The following is a 16,605-nucleotide window of genomic DNA, read 5'->3' as shown; positions in this document are numbered from 1 at the left end:
TTCTATCCATCCCATTAAACCGCTCCTATATAAAAACCCCTGATTATCCAATAAATGATAACCAGGGATTGTTGAGGATTATAGTAATTCTTTACGTAGTTCAGCTGCTGATTTTGGCGATAATAAGCCATATGGGATATCGAATACTGTTTTTGCTCCTTTATCACCCGCTTGGCTTAAACGGTGTGCTGCACGTGCATATGCTACTAATACACTAGATGTAAAGTTTGGATTACTTTCAAGTTTTAATGAGAATTCAAGAATTTGTTTATCGTTAGCGCCACTTTCACCGCTGCGAATGACGAAGCCACCATGTGGCATACCTGTATGGTTGGCTTTAAATTCTTCCTCAGAAATAAAGTTTACTGTTGTGTTATACTCATCAAAGTAGTTTGGCATTGTCACAATTTCCTGCTCAACCTTTGCTGCATCTGCGCCCTCTTCTAGCACAACCCAGCATTCACGCGCATGTTTTTCACGTGTTGTTAATTCGGGATTTTCACCGTTACGTACACGCTCTACAGCTTCTTTAATCGGTAATGTGTATTGAACAGCATTCTTCACACCTTCGATACGGCGAACTGCATCGGAGTGTCCTTGGCTTAAGCCATCACCCCAGAACGTATATGTTGTACCAACTGGTAAGACCGATTCGCCCAATAAACGATTTAACGAGAATAAGCCTGGATCCCAGCCAACCGAAATCACAGAAACCTTCCCAGATTTTTGTGCTGCTGCATCTACAGCCTCGAAAAACTTAGGAATTTTCGCATGTGTATCGAAGCTATCAATTGTATTAAACCATTGCGCAAAATGTGGACCTTGCTCTGGTAAATCGGTTGCTGAGCCCCCACATAAAATCATTACATCAATGTCGTTTTGGAATTTTTCAGCGTCATCTACTAAATATACGCTCGCATTACTTGCTACGTTAACTGTTGAAGGATCACGACGTGTGAACACTGCCACTAATTCCATATCTGGATTTTGTGAAATGGCATGCTCCACCCCGCGACCTAAATTTCCATACCCTACAATACCTACTCGAATTGCACTCATTCAAATTCCTCCTAACGATTTCGTGACTATGTGAAAACTTTCACGTTAAATCTACATACAATAATACTTCGTGTTAGGAAAATTCACAATAGTTTGAGCAGGAGTTTTTTTCAAGAACATATATCTGTTTTCTATGATTTTCATTCCATCCTCAGATGAATACGGTTACATCCATCCTAAAGGTTTTGTTAAAATTCTGTAAATAACGGCTATTTTCATAAACCTTTTTGTACAATAAGTGTAACGACAAAGGGGGCATGTTGAATGAAAAGTATTGGTTACTCATCAAGCACAACATTGGCACAAGGAGAACTACTTGCATTCCATATGACACAAAATACAACGAACAAGCAGAGTGAAGCAATACAAACTGGCAATAAGGTGCACAGAAATTTCCCACCAAACAATCATGTATGTATCGGTGTTTTACCTTTTGACGTTTTGGAAGACATCCCTGACATCTCCATCCGGAAAAATAAGGTTAATAAGGTGGATTTCTACTATAGTGGTAAGGATATCGCCCGCTGGTTCATTAAAAAAAGTGAATACAACAAGAATGGCTTTGACCTCCTATAAAGAAGTCAAAGCCATCCTTATTTTATAGCTTATAAAACTGAATTAATTCCTCTAATTGATCGGCTGTTTGTGCTAGCTGATCTGTACTGTTTGTCACAACTTGAAGCGAGGTACTGGATTGCTCTGCTGATGCGGCTGTTTGCTCCACACTGGCTGCAGCCTCCTCTGTTACAGCAGCTATTTCCTCAATCATTTTACTAACATTTTCACTATCCCTCATGACCATTTCAATTCTCTCAGAAGTATCTTGGATATTAATCGTCACCATTTTAACGGCTTCATTAATATTCTCAAAGGTATGCCCTGTCATTTTCATTTGCTCTGAGCCCTTCGCGACCTCTACATATCCCTGCTGAAGGAATTCTGTCACCATGTGGGTTTCTTGCTGAATTTTCTCCACAATGCCTGTAATTTCAACTATAGAATAGGAAACTTGAGTGGCCAATTTCTTTACTTCCTCTGCTACAACTGCAAAGCCTTTTCCAGCATCCCCTGCACGAGCCGCTTCAATCCCAGCATTCAATGCTAATAAATTAGTTTGATCGGAAATGTCTCGAATCACCCTGACAAGCTGAGTAATTTCTTGTGATTGCTTTTCTAAATTGGTGACATTTGTGACTGTCCCATCAAATACCTGATGGATAATAGACATTTGTAGTAAAGATTGATCCATTAATTCTTTTCCCTCACCAGTCATCACTAATATGTCATGTGACTTCTGAAATATATGCTGACCATTTTCATTCATTTCACAAATATTTTTGGAAAATAGGTCCATCCTAGTGACCATTTCGCTTGCTAAATTTGCCTGTGCTTCAGCTCCAGAGGCAAGTTCTATCATCGTTTCAGTAATTTGCTCTGATCCATTGTAAACTTCTGTAACAGATTGAACAATATGACCAACTTGCTGATGTAATTCCTGTGCAGATCCTTTTACCTGCTGCAATAAACGATTATTATTTTCGCTAACAAAATTAGATGCCTTCATCAGCTCTGCCACTTCGTCTTGAAATTTTACGTTGAATGGTGGATCTGTTAAATCACCTTCAGCAATTTTTTGTAAACGTTTCATTACCAAATTGATAGGTTTCACAATGCCATTTGTTACGAATATAGCAATAATTATTCCTGTTAGAACTATAAGAATAGTGAAAATTGAGTTAAATTGAATATTTTTATTGCCTATTTCAATCACATGAATGCCTTGTTCCAATACATTCTGCTGGCGTTCGTCTGCCATCGTTGTAAAGCCACTCATCAAATCTCTTGCATAGTTTTGGGCCTCACCATTTAAAATAGCTTCAGCTTGTTCAATTTTCCCCTGCTCAAAAAGAGGAAAAACATTTTCAACAATCATTTCATGCCATTTTCTCCCTAATAATATAAGCTCCTTCGTCTTTGGCGATTCCGTTTGTTGCAGCAACTCTTCCTCTAAGGTACTGGCCTGCTCAGCATATTTCTCAAACTCATTTTTATAGGAAATATCACCTGTTAGAATATACCCTCTGGCTAATGCAATTTTTTCTGCCGTGTTAAAGGCCATAGATTGATCCAGCATAAGCAAAGGTAGCTGCTCTTGCATAATATGGTTGGTGTCCTGATGAATATTTTTCATCGACTTGATTGTGTAAATCGACAGAATAATCATCAGTAGCAAGACAAGCAAGAAACCAAATAAATTTTTCTGTCGAACTGATTTAAGTTTAATTATGGCCATTTTTTATTCCTCCAGAATTGTTTAAACCCTATTAATGTTCATATTGTTGTTTCTCACTTACTAAAAGAGCTTTTAATTGCTGTAATTTATTCACTACATTATGAGAAACTAAGGTAATTTCGCGAAGGTAAACTTCCGTTTGATCTTTGTCTCCCTGATTAAATGCTTGTACAGCCTTTTTCGCCAATTCATGGATGCGTATATGAGGTTCTTCCAGCTCTTTAAAAATAACTTTATCTCCAAGCAATGTTTTGCCTAATCCGTAATACCATTTACCGAGACGACAGTTTTGATAGGAGGCGATTTCTTCTGCAGACATTTTTTCAAAACCTAATAGTAAATTATAAATTTTCCAACTCCAGAGCAAATGATCAGTAATCGCCAATTCGATAATATCTTCCTGACTAATGATGTAATTATTTGAAATTGTTTTGGTACGGTAGTCATCAATCATATTGCTCAGTCGATAAATCGAGGAGCCCATCTGAAATACGATTTCCTTACTTTTCGCCATGCTCTCAGTAATATTTTGATTGCACTCGGAAATGTAGTTAGCTGATGCAGCTTGATTTCTAGCTGTCTCAGCAATTTCCCCAAAACGAACGCCTTGCTGCTGAATATTATCGTTTAAATTTGTTAATGTTTCTGTAATCATTGCTGTATCGACTACACCCTTATGCAAATCTTTGGCAAATTGCTGTGTAATCGATTGTATATCTGCCGTTATTAATAGTAATTCATTTATGTCAGCATGAATTGAAAGCACAGACGATTTTGTATCATCAGCCAATTTACGAATTTCTTCGGCTACTACAGAAAAGCCTTTTCCTGCATCTCCAGCTCTTGCTGCTTCAATTGTAGCATTGAGTGCTAGAAGATTCGTTTGATCTGCAATGGCTTTAATTAACGCCATTAACTTTGCCACACTATTTACATGGTTTACCAAAAGGCCGATATTTACCTGCATTGATTTCTGGCTTTCATCCGTTAACTGTAGAAGAGAAGTAATATGCTTTAAGGATGCTAGGTCTTCATTTAATTCACACAATGCTGTTTGAGTTTGAGCTGAAATATCACTTACAGAAACAGCAATTTCTTCAATGCTATTTTCTAAATCCTGCATCGATTGATTTGCGGCAACAATCTCTTTTTGCTGCACCTCTTGAAACTCGATTAGTTCTTTGATTGAGACAAGTTGTGTATTATATTTAATAATTTCTCCTAACCCTGTAACAACAGAATTTGCTTGATTTTCTATATAGGTTTCAAAGATAATTTGCTGATCTATATTCAATAAACTTTCAAATGCGAGTAGGACATCTAGCATGTTTTTTGGATTTCGAGATAATTCTTTCACAATGAGCGGGATGAGCAATTGATTGATTAACATATAGATGGCAATGATCTGGTTTGGTAATATGCCAACGCTTAAAAGTATGGACGATAATTTCCTTCTTTTAAAAACATACTGAAGGTTCAATTCATCCTCAAACAGGCTCTTAAAATAATCATCGATTAATTGCTTTTCTCCTCCTACTTCAGGATACTTCTGAGCTATTTGTGCAAAATCATGTACGTCATACAAACGGTCAGATAGATTGTCTAAAATTTCTTGCCGATTATTCTCATAAATTGTACGTAAATAACGCACTAACTCCCTTCTATTTTTCGAAAAAGCTAAAAAATCTAACTTTTCTTTAAATCGCTCATTAGATTCTATATCGGAAAAATTTAGTGCAGAAAAATAATTATAATCACCAGCTACTTTCCTAGAAAAGAACATTTTTCTTTCGCTGCATAGCCCTAGCAAATGGACAAAAGGCGTCACAGCTCCCCCCTTTTTCTTGTTCATGATTTTTATTATTTTCAAGTGATTCTTAGATGTCATAGTTAAAAATAGTATAAACACAGGAATAGATAAAAACAACCTATAAAGTGTAAGATTTTAGTTCAAATTAAATTCTAAAGAACCATTATAAAAGACCTATTCATTTTTCGATTTCTTCTATTTGAAAAATACAGGAGTTTTATCACAGTTCAATTTTGTACAGTGAAAGAATGCTTATTTTTGCTAGAATACTTATTTTTTAATAGGCAATTACGCTCTCTTCTATAAATGACAGGTACAAAAATATAAAAAAAGGGGACCCAAATAATCTTTGAGCCCCTCCTTGCGTATAATAGTTTTCATTGTATCTCCTGTGCTAGCTGAGCGAGACGCTTTTTATCAATAATATGGTAGCCAGTCTTGCGTTTTTCCACTATCTGCTCTTCACAAAACTGTGCCAATACATATAATAAATGACGATAAGAAACCCCTAAATACTCACAGATTTCCGTATGCTTCTCTTTATAAATACCTTGTTCAGCAGATAATTGAATAAAAGCCGCTAAACGATTTTCAAGTGGATAGGCTTGATTTTGTGTATATTTAGCCGTCATATTCGTTGCTTTTTCCCCTAAAAATAAACAAAGCCTGCGCAAAAATAAAGCATCTACAAGTAACTTTTCCTTACATGACTGCGTAATCGAGTAACAAATGGTCTTGGTGACGGTCTGTATCCCCTTTGTATACCTTGCCTCATTTAACAATTCAATTTCCCCCATAAAAAGAGGCGCTTTTAGGTATTCAATAAGTGAAACCTTGCCATTTTTATGCGTCATATAGAGCTTCGCCTTGCCTTCTAGCATGTAATACAATGTGTCTGGAAAAGAGCCTTCCTGAAAAATCCACTCCCCTTTATCAAATTGGCACACTTCAAGATATGGCTGAATATCAAATGAAAAGAAATCGTCAATAGGATATTTTTTCAAATAATCGCTACGTGCTCTCCCTGTTAAAATATGCATTTTTTATATGCTCCTTTAAAAATATGAGATATCTCACATTATTGTACTGGGGAACGTGCTATGATTCAACATAGTTAATGGAGGTACGGTAATGATATGAATAATCAACGTTGGCTTTCTCAAAGTTTCTTTACATTTTTTATGACATGGGGCATTTTTTTACCCTACTGGACAGGCTGGCTTGTGGATGCGAAACAATTAACCGTTTCTCAGGCAAGTATTGTGATGGGCTGTGGCTTATTAGCTCGTGCAACATCAAATTTATTATTCTTTCCCATGCTAGCAAAATATGTCCATAATAAACGGCTCATTACGATTTTTGCAGTATGCTCACTACTAACTGCGCTGCTGTATATACCAAGCACAGGCTTTACCACCCTATTGATCGTAACGATTTTATTTAGTACATTTTATCCCGCATTATTGCCTGCTGTTGAAAGCAGTGCCGCAACGCTTGTCCAGCATGGCAATATTCATTATGGTAAAAGTCGCTCCTATGGCTCACTCGGCTTTGTCATTGCTGTATTAATCATTAGTATGCTAACAGGTGTTTTTGGCAAAAACGCGATTTTTTGGAGCATGATTATAGGATTAAGTGGTATGTTGTTAATGCAACAATTGGCAACACCAAAGGAATTACTGATTGTACCAACAAAAGAACAACGCGCCAAATCATTGTCAATGAAAGCATTGTGGCAGATAAAAGGCTTCCCGATTGTGCTATTTATTCTTATTTTACTACAGGGGGCACATGCCTCTTACTACAGCTATGGCTATATTTATTTAGAGGATTTACAGGTAGACCCATTCTATATGGGAATGATTATTAATATCGCTGTTATTTGTGAAATTCTGTATTTTATGAAGGCTGATACATTATTCACAAAATGGCGCACATCGTCTTTATTACTGTTAGCAGCTAGTGGCTCTTCCCTACGCTGGTTATTGATATTTATGTTCCCCAATATTTGGGTCTTTATTGCTTCCCAAACATTACATGCACTCTCGTTTGCCCTTGCACACTTCGCCTTTATTCGCTATTTAACACAAACGTTGCCAAAGGAACAAATTCCAAATGCACAGGGCCTTTACTCGGCATTGGCAATGGGCTTAAGCACAGCCATCTTAACATTTTTAGGCGGCTATTTATATGAAATTTCTCCAGGGCTATCCTTTGGTGCTATGCTGATTTGTACCGTGCCAGCAATCGCTATTTCGCTAATGACACGCCAGAAATATCACTATTAATACAAAAGCAGATGAGTTCGCCTCATCTGCCTCTAGGTTTGCTCCACGTTCATTTAATTTAGCAACTATATCTTATGAAATACTCATTTATAACTTTGATTTTTGTATTCTCAAAATACTAAAATAACTATATTGGCTAATCTTAAAAACAATACGCTATGTTTAAGCTAATCATGAAAGAAATATAGTATAAGCAATTCAATTAATATTATTGAAATAGTACCTAATCCTACTAATGCTACTTTTTTTTGAATCTCATTTTCAGAATTATTTATTTTACATACTGAACAACTTAAGGCCACCCGTGAAGGATTAACCATTGTCATTAAAGAAGAACTTACATTCTGAGAACATGCTATCAAGGTTGGTGACATACCTATTTGGAGTGCTGTCTCTGTTTGTAATCTAATAAACATCGTATTTGATGCCGTATTACTTCCTGTTAAAAAACCACCAGTTGCTCCAATTAACGGTGCTATAAATATGTAAAATTCGCCAAATGATCTTGCAGCTACTGAGGAAAGTAATTGTATCATCTTAGCTTCAGACATTATTTCAGATACTACCACATATAGAAAAGTTGTTACAATTACAGGCCAACATTTTTGTATAGTAGAGTAAATACTATCTTTAATCTCCAGTTTCTTCAAACGATAAAATAATATTGTAAAAATACAGACTATAATCAAGAAAAAACCTGGTGAATATAAAAATGCTAGTTGAAAATTATATTTTTCTATAGTCAAAGTAAATGTATTTGTTAAAAAATCTTTAAACGGGACAATCATTCTTGATGAAAATAATAAAATTATTAAAAGTAGATATGGCGTAATATTTTTTATAAATGATGATTGCATATTTTGTTCAGTATTATTATCTAAAGTATTCTTGCTTCGTTGTTTAATTATTAAAAAGATAGAGGAAATCACAATAAGTGATCCAAACAATCCAGCAAGTTCAACGCTAGCAAATCTATTACATAGCCATACCGAGGATCCTAATAAAAATCCAATAAATATAACAGAAAATAGCCTCTCCAATAAAGCCTTTTTTCCCACACCAATATAAACAACTAATATTGCATAATAAATATATATTGGTATACACATTAATGCACTACCCATTCCCAACTCATTTAAGGGGACATTGCCTAATGTTGCACCTATTATCGTCCCCATAGCCAATGTACCCCAAGGTATAATACATAAACTGACTAAGGCAATTAGTGAAGATTGAATAGGGCTAAATCCTAAGGCAATTAGAATAGGAGCTATAACAATAACCGCTAAACCAAATCCACTCACTGCTTCTACTAACGGTGATAAACCTAAAGCTAAGATAAGAATCTGATATACTTTATCACTTGTTGATGTTGTAATAGAGGAGGCTATTCCATCAATAGCTCCTGATTTCTCCATTAATTGAAATAAGAGAATTCCAAAAAATAATATATAGACTATTACAGATGTAGTAAGAATACTTTTTATAATAGGTTCAGGTAATATTTTTATGCTAGTATTAAATACAGGAGATACAGCTATTACTGTCGTTATGATACAAGCTACAACACCTGTAAAAATGGAAGATTTTCTTAAAACAAAAATCATAAATAAAATACTTAACAATGGTAGTAATGCAAAGATAACTTTTAACATTTTTATCACTCCTATTTCTTTTCTACTTTGCCACGCTGAAATTATACTATAGAAAAAAATTTTTTTCTATAGTGTAATTTCGAGCTTTAAATATGTTCTACAAAAATAATCAAATAAAAGGAGAAATCATTAATGGGGTTTGGAAAACAAGTAAATACTATTAGAAAACAAAACAATATGACATTACAAGAACTTTCCACATTAAGTAAAGTAAGCGCATCTATGTTATCTCAAATTGAAAGAGATGAAAAAAACCCAACAATTCAAGTAGCTTGTCAGATTGCAGAAGCATTAAATACTACTTTATCTGCATTACTAGATCAACAAGAAAAAAGAGATATAATAATTATGAGAGCAGATGAACGTCCAACTTATTTTGACGAAAAATTTGGCTTCCAAAGGCATTTATTATCTCCTGCATTTCCATCTCGGGGCATTGAGTTTGTTAAAAACATTATTCCCCCGCATTCGGAATCTGGCATATTTCCAGCTCATAAACCAGGTGTTAAAGAATATATTTATGTCGAGAAAGGTCAATTAGTAGTGGAACTTGGAATTGATGATTTCCACGGAGAATTATTAGAAGGAGATTCATTATTTTTTGAAGCAGATACAGAACATAGATTTATAAATAATTCAATATCAGAATGTCATTACTTTTTAGTGATTGATTCAACACAAAGTAAAATTTAAACCTGATTAATGCTTCATCCATTACAAAATATAGATCCAATACAAGGGAAATAATAAAAAAGTAGGTTTACGCCAAAAATATCGGTGTAAACCTATTTTTTATATCCATAAAAAAAACATATTCATCATAAATAACTACTTTCTTATAGATTTATTAATGACCTTAATAATCAAAAAAGTTGCTTTAAAAATAATTAGGTGGTATTTATATTATAGATACGTTTACAAAAGTGGAAGATGCGGCTAAAGCAGGCTTTATGGCTGACATCCAATACTTACAAAAATAAGAACATAGAATCGGAGGATTTCAATTATGAAAAAGAAGAATTTATTTTTAATGGCAACTACTGCAATGCTAATGACACCAGCACTTTGTGTAGGTTTTAATCCTGTAACAGCTGAAGCTAGTACAACTTTTAAAGACGTTAAAAGCAGTCACTGGGCTTACGGTGATATCTCTAAGGTAGCTCAAAAGGGTTATTTAAAGGGTTATGAAGATGGTACATTCCGACCTAGCAATCAAGTAACTCGTTCAGAGTTTGCAGCTATTCTGTCTCGTATATTAGGAGTAGAAACTACTAAGAAAAACTCTTTCTCTGATGTACCATCTAATCACTGGGCTTACGATTCAATTAACAAAGGTATCAGTGCTGGATTCATTGAAGCAGGAACAGGTAAATTCGAACCTAATAAAGCTATGACTCGTGCAGAGATGGCTACATGGTTAACTAAAGGGTTAGCTAGTAAGAATTCTGAATATACAACTATTGTCAATACAATGGCTAAGTCAGACCTTACACTGATTCCTATTCCAGAAACATATAAAGGCGGGGTAAATAAGAAAGACTTGCCTTATATTGGTGTTGCTATTGGTACAGGATTATTAAATGGTTATTCTGATTTTACATTCAAACCAAATGGTAACACAACACGTGCAGAAGTTGCCAGTATCATCACACGCTATTTAAATGTAATTGAAAAGAAGCCAACCGACTTTTCAGAATTACAAGAACTTGTTGAAGTAGCTGAAACAGGGACTAACATGGTGACTGTTGCTAATATTAAAGTTCATGAGCAATCAGATGGTGACTTTACTGCATTGCGAAAAGAATGGTATGAACAGCGTTCAGGTATCGGTAAAGCTCGAGTTAACCGCACTATCTTAGTAGATACTACTAATCCTAAAAATATTAAAGGCGTTTACCGATACATGTTTACTGCCAGTAGCTTTAATGCTAAAGTGATGGATATGAAACCGGTCTATTTAGCATTTAATGAACATGTATACGTAGCGAGTAAATCTACTCCTAATGCTTACAGTTATACAATGGAGTCTAATAAACCAGAGTTACTAAACAGTACAGTAAATCCTATACCTAGCTACAAATCTTTTGGTTTCCCAGAGGGTTCTATTTACTCTGTTAACCAATGGAGTGATGAATTAAATAAACAAGTTAATGGTTGGAATATTAAACCTGGAGATGAAGTTACTATGTGGTTCAGCTCTTGGGTAGATAAATTCAATGATGCTGATTTTTATGACATTGATCACATAGTTAATGGCAAGACCTATAGTTTCTCGTCTCCACTCTAGGGAGTGATTTAGAGTGAGAATCAAAATTCTCATTTCCATATTAACTATACTAATACTGATTATTGCAATTAGTAATATCGACGATACAGTATATGCAGCGAAGCCTAACACACAAACAATAAAGACTCAAGTAGAATCTAACTCAGTAAATGCTAAACCTTTTGTTTGGTATTACCAACAAGATGCAGGGCACTTCAAAATATTAAATGCAGTTGGTGGAGAATTGACGTCTGCTAATGAGGGGAGTGATAATTCACCGTTCCCAATAATTAATTATCAATAAAAATCCATTGACTTTACAGCACATTCATATAATATTTCTAAGCCTTCCCACAATTCCTCATAGCTTGCATAGGCATAGGATAGGCGAATATGATGATGGTCTTGAGGATTATAAATATAGCCAGGATTGATTAACACCTGCCGCTGTATAAGCCTCATAAAAAACTCTTTATCCACAATAGGCTGATGAAATTTTAACCAAATATAAAAGCCTCCCTTTGGCGTCTGCCAGCTAGCCACTTCTTGAAATTTTTCCTGCAAAATCTGTTCCACAAAATCGGCTCGCTGCTGTAATTGCTGACGTAAATCGCTAAGATGTTGGTCATATTTCCCAGATTGTAGCCAATGCAATACAATTTCTTGAGAAATCGCGCTGGAGCCATAGTCTGTTTGCATTTTAATATCTGCCAGTCGTTCAATAACAGTTGTTGGTCCAATCAACCAGCCGATGCGCAACCCAGGACTTAATGTTTTTGAAACACTGCCAATGTATAGCACCTGTCCACTACTATCCATTGCTTTAATAGGCGGAACTGGCGCTTCAAAAAGTAATTCATGATAAACATCATCCTCTATAATCGGAATACGTGCTGCCTGACAAGCCTCATAAAGTGTCCTTTTTTCCTGTGCTGTCCAGACATCGCCTGTTGGATTATGTAATGTTGGAATCGCGTAAAATACAGCCTGTCTTTTTCGTTGAGTTAATGTTTGTGCAAGCTGTTTATCACGCTGCACACTCATCATTTGCATACCAACTGATTGAAAGGGATGAATAGAGTTTAAATAAGAGGTCGATTCCTGAAAGACAATTGACCCCTGCTCTAGTAAGCCTACTGCAATCAACTGCAAAGCTTGAAGCGCACCTGATACAATGCAAACATGCTGGGGCTCTGCATCAATACCTCTTTTTTTCACATAGTTACAAATAGCTATGCGTAGTTGCTCATTGCCCTGTGGTGAAGAATAGCCCAATGCTTTTGGCTGAAAAGATAGCTCCTGAAGTGATGCTTCAATTTCCTTAATTGGCAATAAGCTTGGTGCTAGCTCCCCTGTTCCTAAACGAATCATCTCATCGCGCTGCTCATAGTCATTGATTAATTGAATCGTATGGTAATTAGGCTTATGGAGACTTGTTTCAATATAGGTTTGCCAATTGGGCTGCGTTTGCTGGATTAATGTATGCCAAGAGTTATGTGTCACATAAATGCCTGAGCCTACCCTTGCTTCGAGAAGCCCAATTGCCTTTAATTCCTCTAATGCTTGTTGAACCGTACTGCGATTGACATCAAACTGTAACGCTAACTGCCTTTGCGTGGGCAGCTTTGTACCTGCCACCCAATCCCCACGTTCCACTTGAGCTGTAATCCACTGGATAATTTGCTGCTGCAATGTCGTTGCACTTTGTCTATTCGGCTGCCAGCTCATACACATCACCCTTCATTCTAAAAAATTGGATGGCTAAAAAACCATCCAATTGGTTGTTTTCTTTTAGTTATATCATATCTACAATAAAGAATGGAAGGAGGGATTATTGTTGGAAGCATTTCTTCATGGGATGATTTTAGCATTTGGGCTTATTCTGCCATTAGGCGTACAAAATGTCTTTGTTTTCTCGCAAGGCGCTACACAGCCTCATGTTTTACGTGCCCTGCCAGCAAGCATCACAGCCGCCATCTGTGATACAATGCTGATTGTGCTTGCGATTTTTGGGCTATCCTTAATTGTTTTACAATTTGAATGGCTACGCATTTCCTTAATGGTTATTGGCATTATTTTTTTACTTTATATGGGCTATACGATTTGGCGTTCAAATCCAGCTACAGCGGGTAACAATAAAGCTTTGCCGATAAAAAAACAAATTGTCTTTGCACTTTCGGTATCGCTACTGAATCCACATGCTATTTTAGATACAATTGGCGTGATTGGTACAAGCGCATTAAAATATAGCGGCACAGAGCAGCTTATTTTCACCGCTGCCTGTGTGTTGATTTCTTGGCTATGGTTTTTCGGACTTACACTTACAGGCGCTTCTTTCAAAAAACTCGATAGCTCTGGCAAATTAATGAAAATTTTTAATCAGTGCTCAGCTATTTTTATTTGGGCAACAGCAGTGTATCTTGCAAGCGGGCTATTGTAGAAAATACTAGCCATTCCTATACATCGAATGGCTAGCTTGCTATTAATACTCCTCCACAATTTTTATCCCTATCGTATCTTTAAACTCGATGAAAGATTGAGCATCGCCGCCAATTGCTTTTCTATATTGCACCTCTACCTGATCGCCAACAGATAATTTTTTAGGTGCTTTGACTAAAGGAAACCACGTACCATTTGTATGCTTTTGCACAATTTCATCCACAGATAATTTTGCTAAATCACTTGCAGAGGCACCTGATACAACTAAAAATTCATACTCCTTTAAAGCAACAACCATTCCACTTCGTGTATAAGTCGCTTGCCCAAATTTTTCAGGAATCTTATATTTCTCTCGTAACGAAGCTAGCTCTCGATGATAATGCTGCTCCAAATACGCCATAGCCTCTTGCTCAACAAACCACATACGAACTTGATCGCTTGTATGCGGATAATCAGCTTTCGTTGCGTCCCATAATAAGTCACCTGTCGCTGCTTTATAGGCAATTGGCTTAGCATAACTTTCAATAAACGCCTCTTCTGACATTTGTAGCATTGACAAACGCTCACTCAGTGTAAGTTCCCCATAATGAAAACTATCCATGACTTCTTCTAATTTCTTAGCTATTTGCGATTGTGTAGGTGCTAGCCCTTGCGATTGTGCATAAACAAAGGCTGACTCTACCATTAAAAAGCTATCAAAGCTATATCTATATAGACGGTTCTTTCCATTCATTTTTGCATCGCTTTGTAAAGCTAGCTCCAACATTTGTTCATCTAATACAGGTGGAATCATAGAAGCTTGTTGTGCATCCTTGTATTGATGATAGATAAACAATCCTATACATACGCTTAAGATCATGGTTAGTACCCTATATTGCCAGCGCTTAGAAGATTTTTTTTCATGTCGTTGCTCTAAATGCTGCATAACATTTGTTATCACACGCTTTTTGCTGTCCGATAAATTCCTTAGCACCCTTATATCCACCTTACTCATGCAGAAGCACCTCCCATTCAATATGCTGAAGCTTTGGCTTTAGTAACGCTCGCCCACGACGCAGCCTTGTTTTCACTGTACTCTCAGGAATATTTAATAGCTCCGCAATATCCATAACAGCCATTTCTTCAAAATAGAAGTGACTAATCACCTCACGCTGTTTTAATGGCAATGCCAGAATAGCATTTTCTATTAACGTTTGTTCATCCTGTTGGACAAGCATATCCCTTCTAGTAATGGCTGGTTTAGCAAAAATTTTCTGCTGTACTTGAATTTTACGATAGCTCCAGCTGCGCAAATAATCTTTACTTCTGTTCACAACTAACTTCGATAAATAAGCCTTTAATTCTCCACGTTCCTCATAATTTTGCTGGTTATTATAAAATTTAATAAAAACATCCTGAACAATATCTTCTGCACTTTGTAAATCCCTAACATAGTAAAAGGCAAGACGGATTAATCTTTCCGTGTGCTGTTCCATAATTCGTTCTAGTTCGCTGATTTGCAACATCTCTCCCCCTCTCTATCCTATAAACGGTGCTCATGGACGGAAGGTTTGCTTTTTTATTAGTAATCATCAGAAAACGGTGTGATCACCATTTTTTCCATTGAAGATAAGATAATGTTGGTAGATGGTGTACCATAGGGCATCGCTGCATCAATAAACTGCTCTAATGTTTCAACTGAATAGGTTGCGAGTTTGACAATATAGCTAATCTCCCCCGCTACCCGATAGCATTCAAGCACATCTGGATGCCCCTTACAAAACGCTGCAAGGCTTTTGCAATCAATGGATTTAAACAAAATAATTGCTTGAATGGTGCGCTCTATCTTTGTTAAATTCAATTTTGCATGATACCCTTCAATCACCCCTTGTTCCTCAAGCTTTCTTACGCGTTCAATAACAGCAGGTGAAGATAAATGAACCGCAGCAGCTAACTCCTTCATCGAGATTTTCGCATTGCCCTGTAGTTGCTGTAAAATATTCATATCAATTTGATCCATGATTAACTCCCTTTCTAAATTAACTATTTTCCCTATAATTCCTGTTAAAGTAAAGTATTTTATCTACATTACATTATACAACTTCTGTTCTTACAATGTTGGATTGCTTACAATAAAAGCAACAAGGGAGGCATTAAGGATATGAAAAAAATATTGTTACTTTTAGCAAATGGCTTTGAAGCAGTGGAGGCAAGTGTTTTTACAGATGTACTTGGCTGGAATAAATGGGAGGGTGATGGTTCAACAGAGGTTGTAACGGTAGGCTTACATGCTCAGTTACAATGCACATGGAATTTTAAAGTTACTCCTGAAAAATTATTACATGAAATTGCTTTAGAGGATTTTGATGCTTTAGCTATTCCAGGAGGCTTTGAAGAAGCGGGCTTTTATACGGATGCCTTTAGTGAGGAATTTCAGATGGTGGTTCGCCACTTCGATAAACAGCAAAAACCAATTGCTACAATTTGTGTCGCTTCGTTGATTTTAGCACATAGCGGTATCCTGCAAAATCGTTTAGCAACAACCTACCATCATCCAACAAGTAAACGCTTAGCACAACTAGAAAGCTATGGTGTGACAATTGTCGATGAACGCATTGTACAAATAGGGCATATCATCACCTCTTCCAACCCAGGAACAGGCTTTGATGTAGCCTTTCGTTTATTAGAAATATTAACATCTACCGCAAATACACAGAAAGTACAGGACTTAATGGGCTTTCATTAGATATCACTATTATAAATACCTAAACTCCCGATTTTTTGGCAAATCGGGGGGTTATTTGTCTATTATTCGT

General features: G+C 36.3%; 16 protein-coding genes. 7 read left to right on the top strand and 9 right to left on the bottom strand.

Annotated features, from left to right (window positions below; genetic code table 11):
• Positions 1-78 precede the first annotated feature (78 nt).
• The gene (locus ADM90_RS14585; RefSeq protein ID WP_053995690.1) at positions 79-1,059 is read right to left on the bottom strand and encodes a diaminopimelate dehydrogenase; all 981 of its coding nucleotides are present in this window, start codon (positions 1,057-1,059) and stop codon (positions 79-81) included.
• A gap of 264 nt (positions 1,060-1,323) precedes the next feature.
• Between ADM90_RS14585 and ADM90_RS14580 the strand changes: the two genes are divergently transcribed.
• Positions 1,324-1,635, top strand: coding sequence for a hypothetical protein (locus ADM90_RS14580; RefSeq protein ID WP_053995689.1), 312 nt, complete (start codon positions 1,324-1,326; stop codon positions 1,633-1,635).
• 22 nt (positions 1,636-1,657) lie between these two features.
• On the opposite strand, the gene ADM90_RS14575 is transcribed toward ADM90_RS14580, so the two are convergent.
• From ADM90_RS14575 to yeiL, 3 genes are all read right to left on the bottom strand, one after another.
• Positions 1,658-3,352 carry a methyl-accepting chemotaxis protein gene (locus ADM90_RS14575; protein WP_053995688.1) on the bottom strand — a complete coding sequence of 565 codons (1,695 nt, stop codon included), beginning with the start codon at positions 3,350-3,352 and terminating at the stop codon, positions 1,658-1,660.
• A gap of 31 nt (positions 3,353-3,383) precedes the next feature.
• Positions 3,384-5,135, bottom strand: a complete 1,752-nt coding sequence (locus ADM90_RS14570) for a methyl-accepting chemotaxis protein (RefSeq protein ID WP_053995740.1) — start codon at positions 5,133-5,135, stop codon at positions 3,384-3,386.
• Positions 5,136-5,539: 404 nt separating this feature from the next.
• Positions 5,540-6,202 (bottom strand): transcriptional regulator YeiL, encoded by a 663-nt coding sequence (gene yeiL / locus ADM90_RS14565; protein WP_053995687.1) that lies wholly within the window; start codon positions 6,200-6,202, stop codon positions 5,540-5,542.
• Positions 6,203-6,298: 96 nt separating this feature from the next.
• On the opposite strand from yeiL, the gene ADM90_RS14560 reads away from it, so the two are divergent.
• Positions 6,299-7,450: an MFS transporter gene (locus tag ADM90_RS14560; protein ID WP_053995686.1), complete on the top strand. Its 1,152-nt coding sequence runs from the start codon at positions 6,299-6,301 to the stop codon at positions 7,448-7,450.
• A gap of 167 nt (positions 7,451-7,617) precedes the next feature.
• Here the strand turns inward: ADM90_RS14560 and ADM90_RS14555 are convergent, their stop codons facing one another.
• Positions 7,618-9,105 carry an L-lactate permease gene (locus ADM90_RS14555; RefSeq protein WP_053995685.1) on the bottom strand — a complete coding sequence of 496 codons (1,488 nt, stop codon included), beginning with the start codon at positions 9,103-9,105 and terminating at the stop codon, positions 7,618-7,620.
• Positions 9,106-9,237: 132 nt separating this feature from the next.
• Here ADM90_RS14555 and ADM90_RS14550 point away from each other — a divergent pair, with 132 nt between their 5' ends.
• The 3 genes from ADM90_RS14550 (at position 9,238) to ADM90_RS14540 (ending at position 11,675) form a co-directional block, all read left to right on the top strand.
• Positions 9,238-9,798, top strand: coding sequence for a helix-turn-helix domain-containing protein (locus ADM90_RS14550; RefSeq protein WP_053995684.1), 561 nt, complete (start codon positions 9,238-9,240; stop codon positions 9,796-9,798).
• Positions 9,799-10,111: 313 nt separating this feature from the next.
• The gene (locus ADM90_RS14545; RefSeq protein WP_053995683.1) at positions 10,112-11,392 is read left to right on the top strand and encodes an S-layer homology domain-containing protein; all 1,281 of its coding nucleotides are present in this window, start codon (positions 10,112-10,114) and stop codon (positions 11,390-11,392) included.
• A gap of 13 nt (positions 11,393-11,405) precedes the next feature.
• Complete coding sequence (locus ADM90_RS14540; RefSeq protein ID WP_053995682.1) at positions 11,406-11,675, top strand: hypothetical protein; 270 nt, start codon at positions 11,406-11,408, stop codon at positions 11,673-11,675.
• On the opposite strand, the gene ADM90_RS14535 is transcribed toward ADM90_RS14540, so the two are convergent.
• A complete protein-coding gene (locus ADM90_RS14535; protein WP_053995681.1) occupies positions 11,669-13,099 on the bottom strand; it encodes an aminotransferase-like domain-containing protein in 1,431 nt (476 codons plus the stop codon). The genes ADM90_RS14540 and ADM90_RS14535 overlap by 7 nt on opposite strands.
• 109 nt (positions 13,100-13,208) lie before the next feature.
• Between ADM90_RS14535 and ADM90_RS14530 the strand changes: the two genes are divergently transcribed.
• Positions 13,209-13,811: a LysE/ArgO family amino acid transporter gene (locus tag ADM90_RS14530; protein ID WP_053995680.1), complete on the top strand. Its 603-nt coding sequence runs from the start codon at positions 13,209-13,211 to the stop codon at positions 13,809-13,811.
• A gap of 42 nt (positions 13,812-13,853) precedes the next feature.
• Here ADM90_RS14530 and ADM90_RS14525 read toward each other — a convergent pair whose 3' ends face one another.
• The 3 genes from ADM90_RS14525 to ADM90_RS14515 are packed head-to-tail and all read right to left on the bottom strand — an operon-like array spanning position 13,854 to position 15,809.
• Entirely contained in the window at positions 13,854-14,804 is a 951-nt protein-coding gene (locus ADM90_RS14525; RefSeq protein ID WP_053995679.1) for a DUF3221 domain-containing protein, read from the bottom strand.
• Entirely contained in the window at positions 14,797-15,315 is a 519-nt protein-coding gene (locus tag ADM90_RS14520; RefSeq protein ID WP_053995678.1) for a sigma-70 family RNA polymerase sigma factor, read from the bottom strand. The genes ADM90_RS14525 and ADM90_RS14520 overlap by 8 nt, the downstream gene beginning before the upstream one ends.
• A 56-nt stretch (positions 15,316-15,371) precedes the next feature.
• On the bottom strand, positions 15,372-15,809 hold the full coding sequence (locus ADM90_RS14515) for an Lrp/AsnC family transcriptional regulator (protein WP_053995677.1): 438 nt from the start codon (positions 15,807-15,809) through the stop codon (positions 15,372-15,374).
• 141 nt (positions 15,810-15,950) lie between these two features.
• On the opposite strand from ADM90_RS14515, the gene ADM90_RS14510 reads away from it, so the two are divergent.
• Positions 15,951-16,535, top strand: coding sequence for a DJ-1/PfpI family protein (locus ADM90_RS14510; protein WP_053995676.1), 585 nt, complete (start codon positions 15,951-15,953; stop codon positions 16,533-16,535).
• Positions 16,536-16,605 lie beyond the last annotated feature (70 nt).

Source organism: Lysinibacillus macroides (assembly GCF_001281525.1).
Lineage (GTDB): Bacteria > Bacillota > Bacilli > Bacillales_A > Planococcaceae > Lysinibacillus > Lysinibacillus macroides.
Note: the sequence above shows the minus strand (reverse complement) of the source record. Positions and strands in the feature narration are given on the sequence as shown.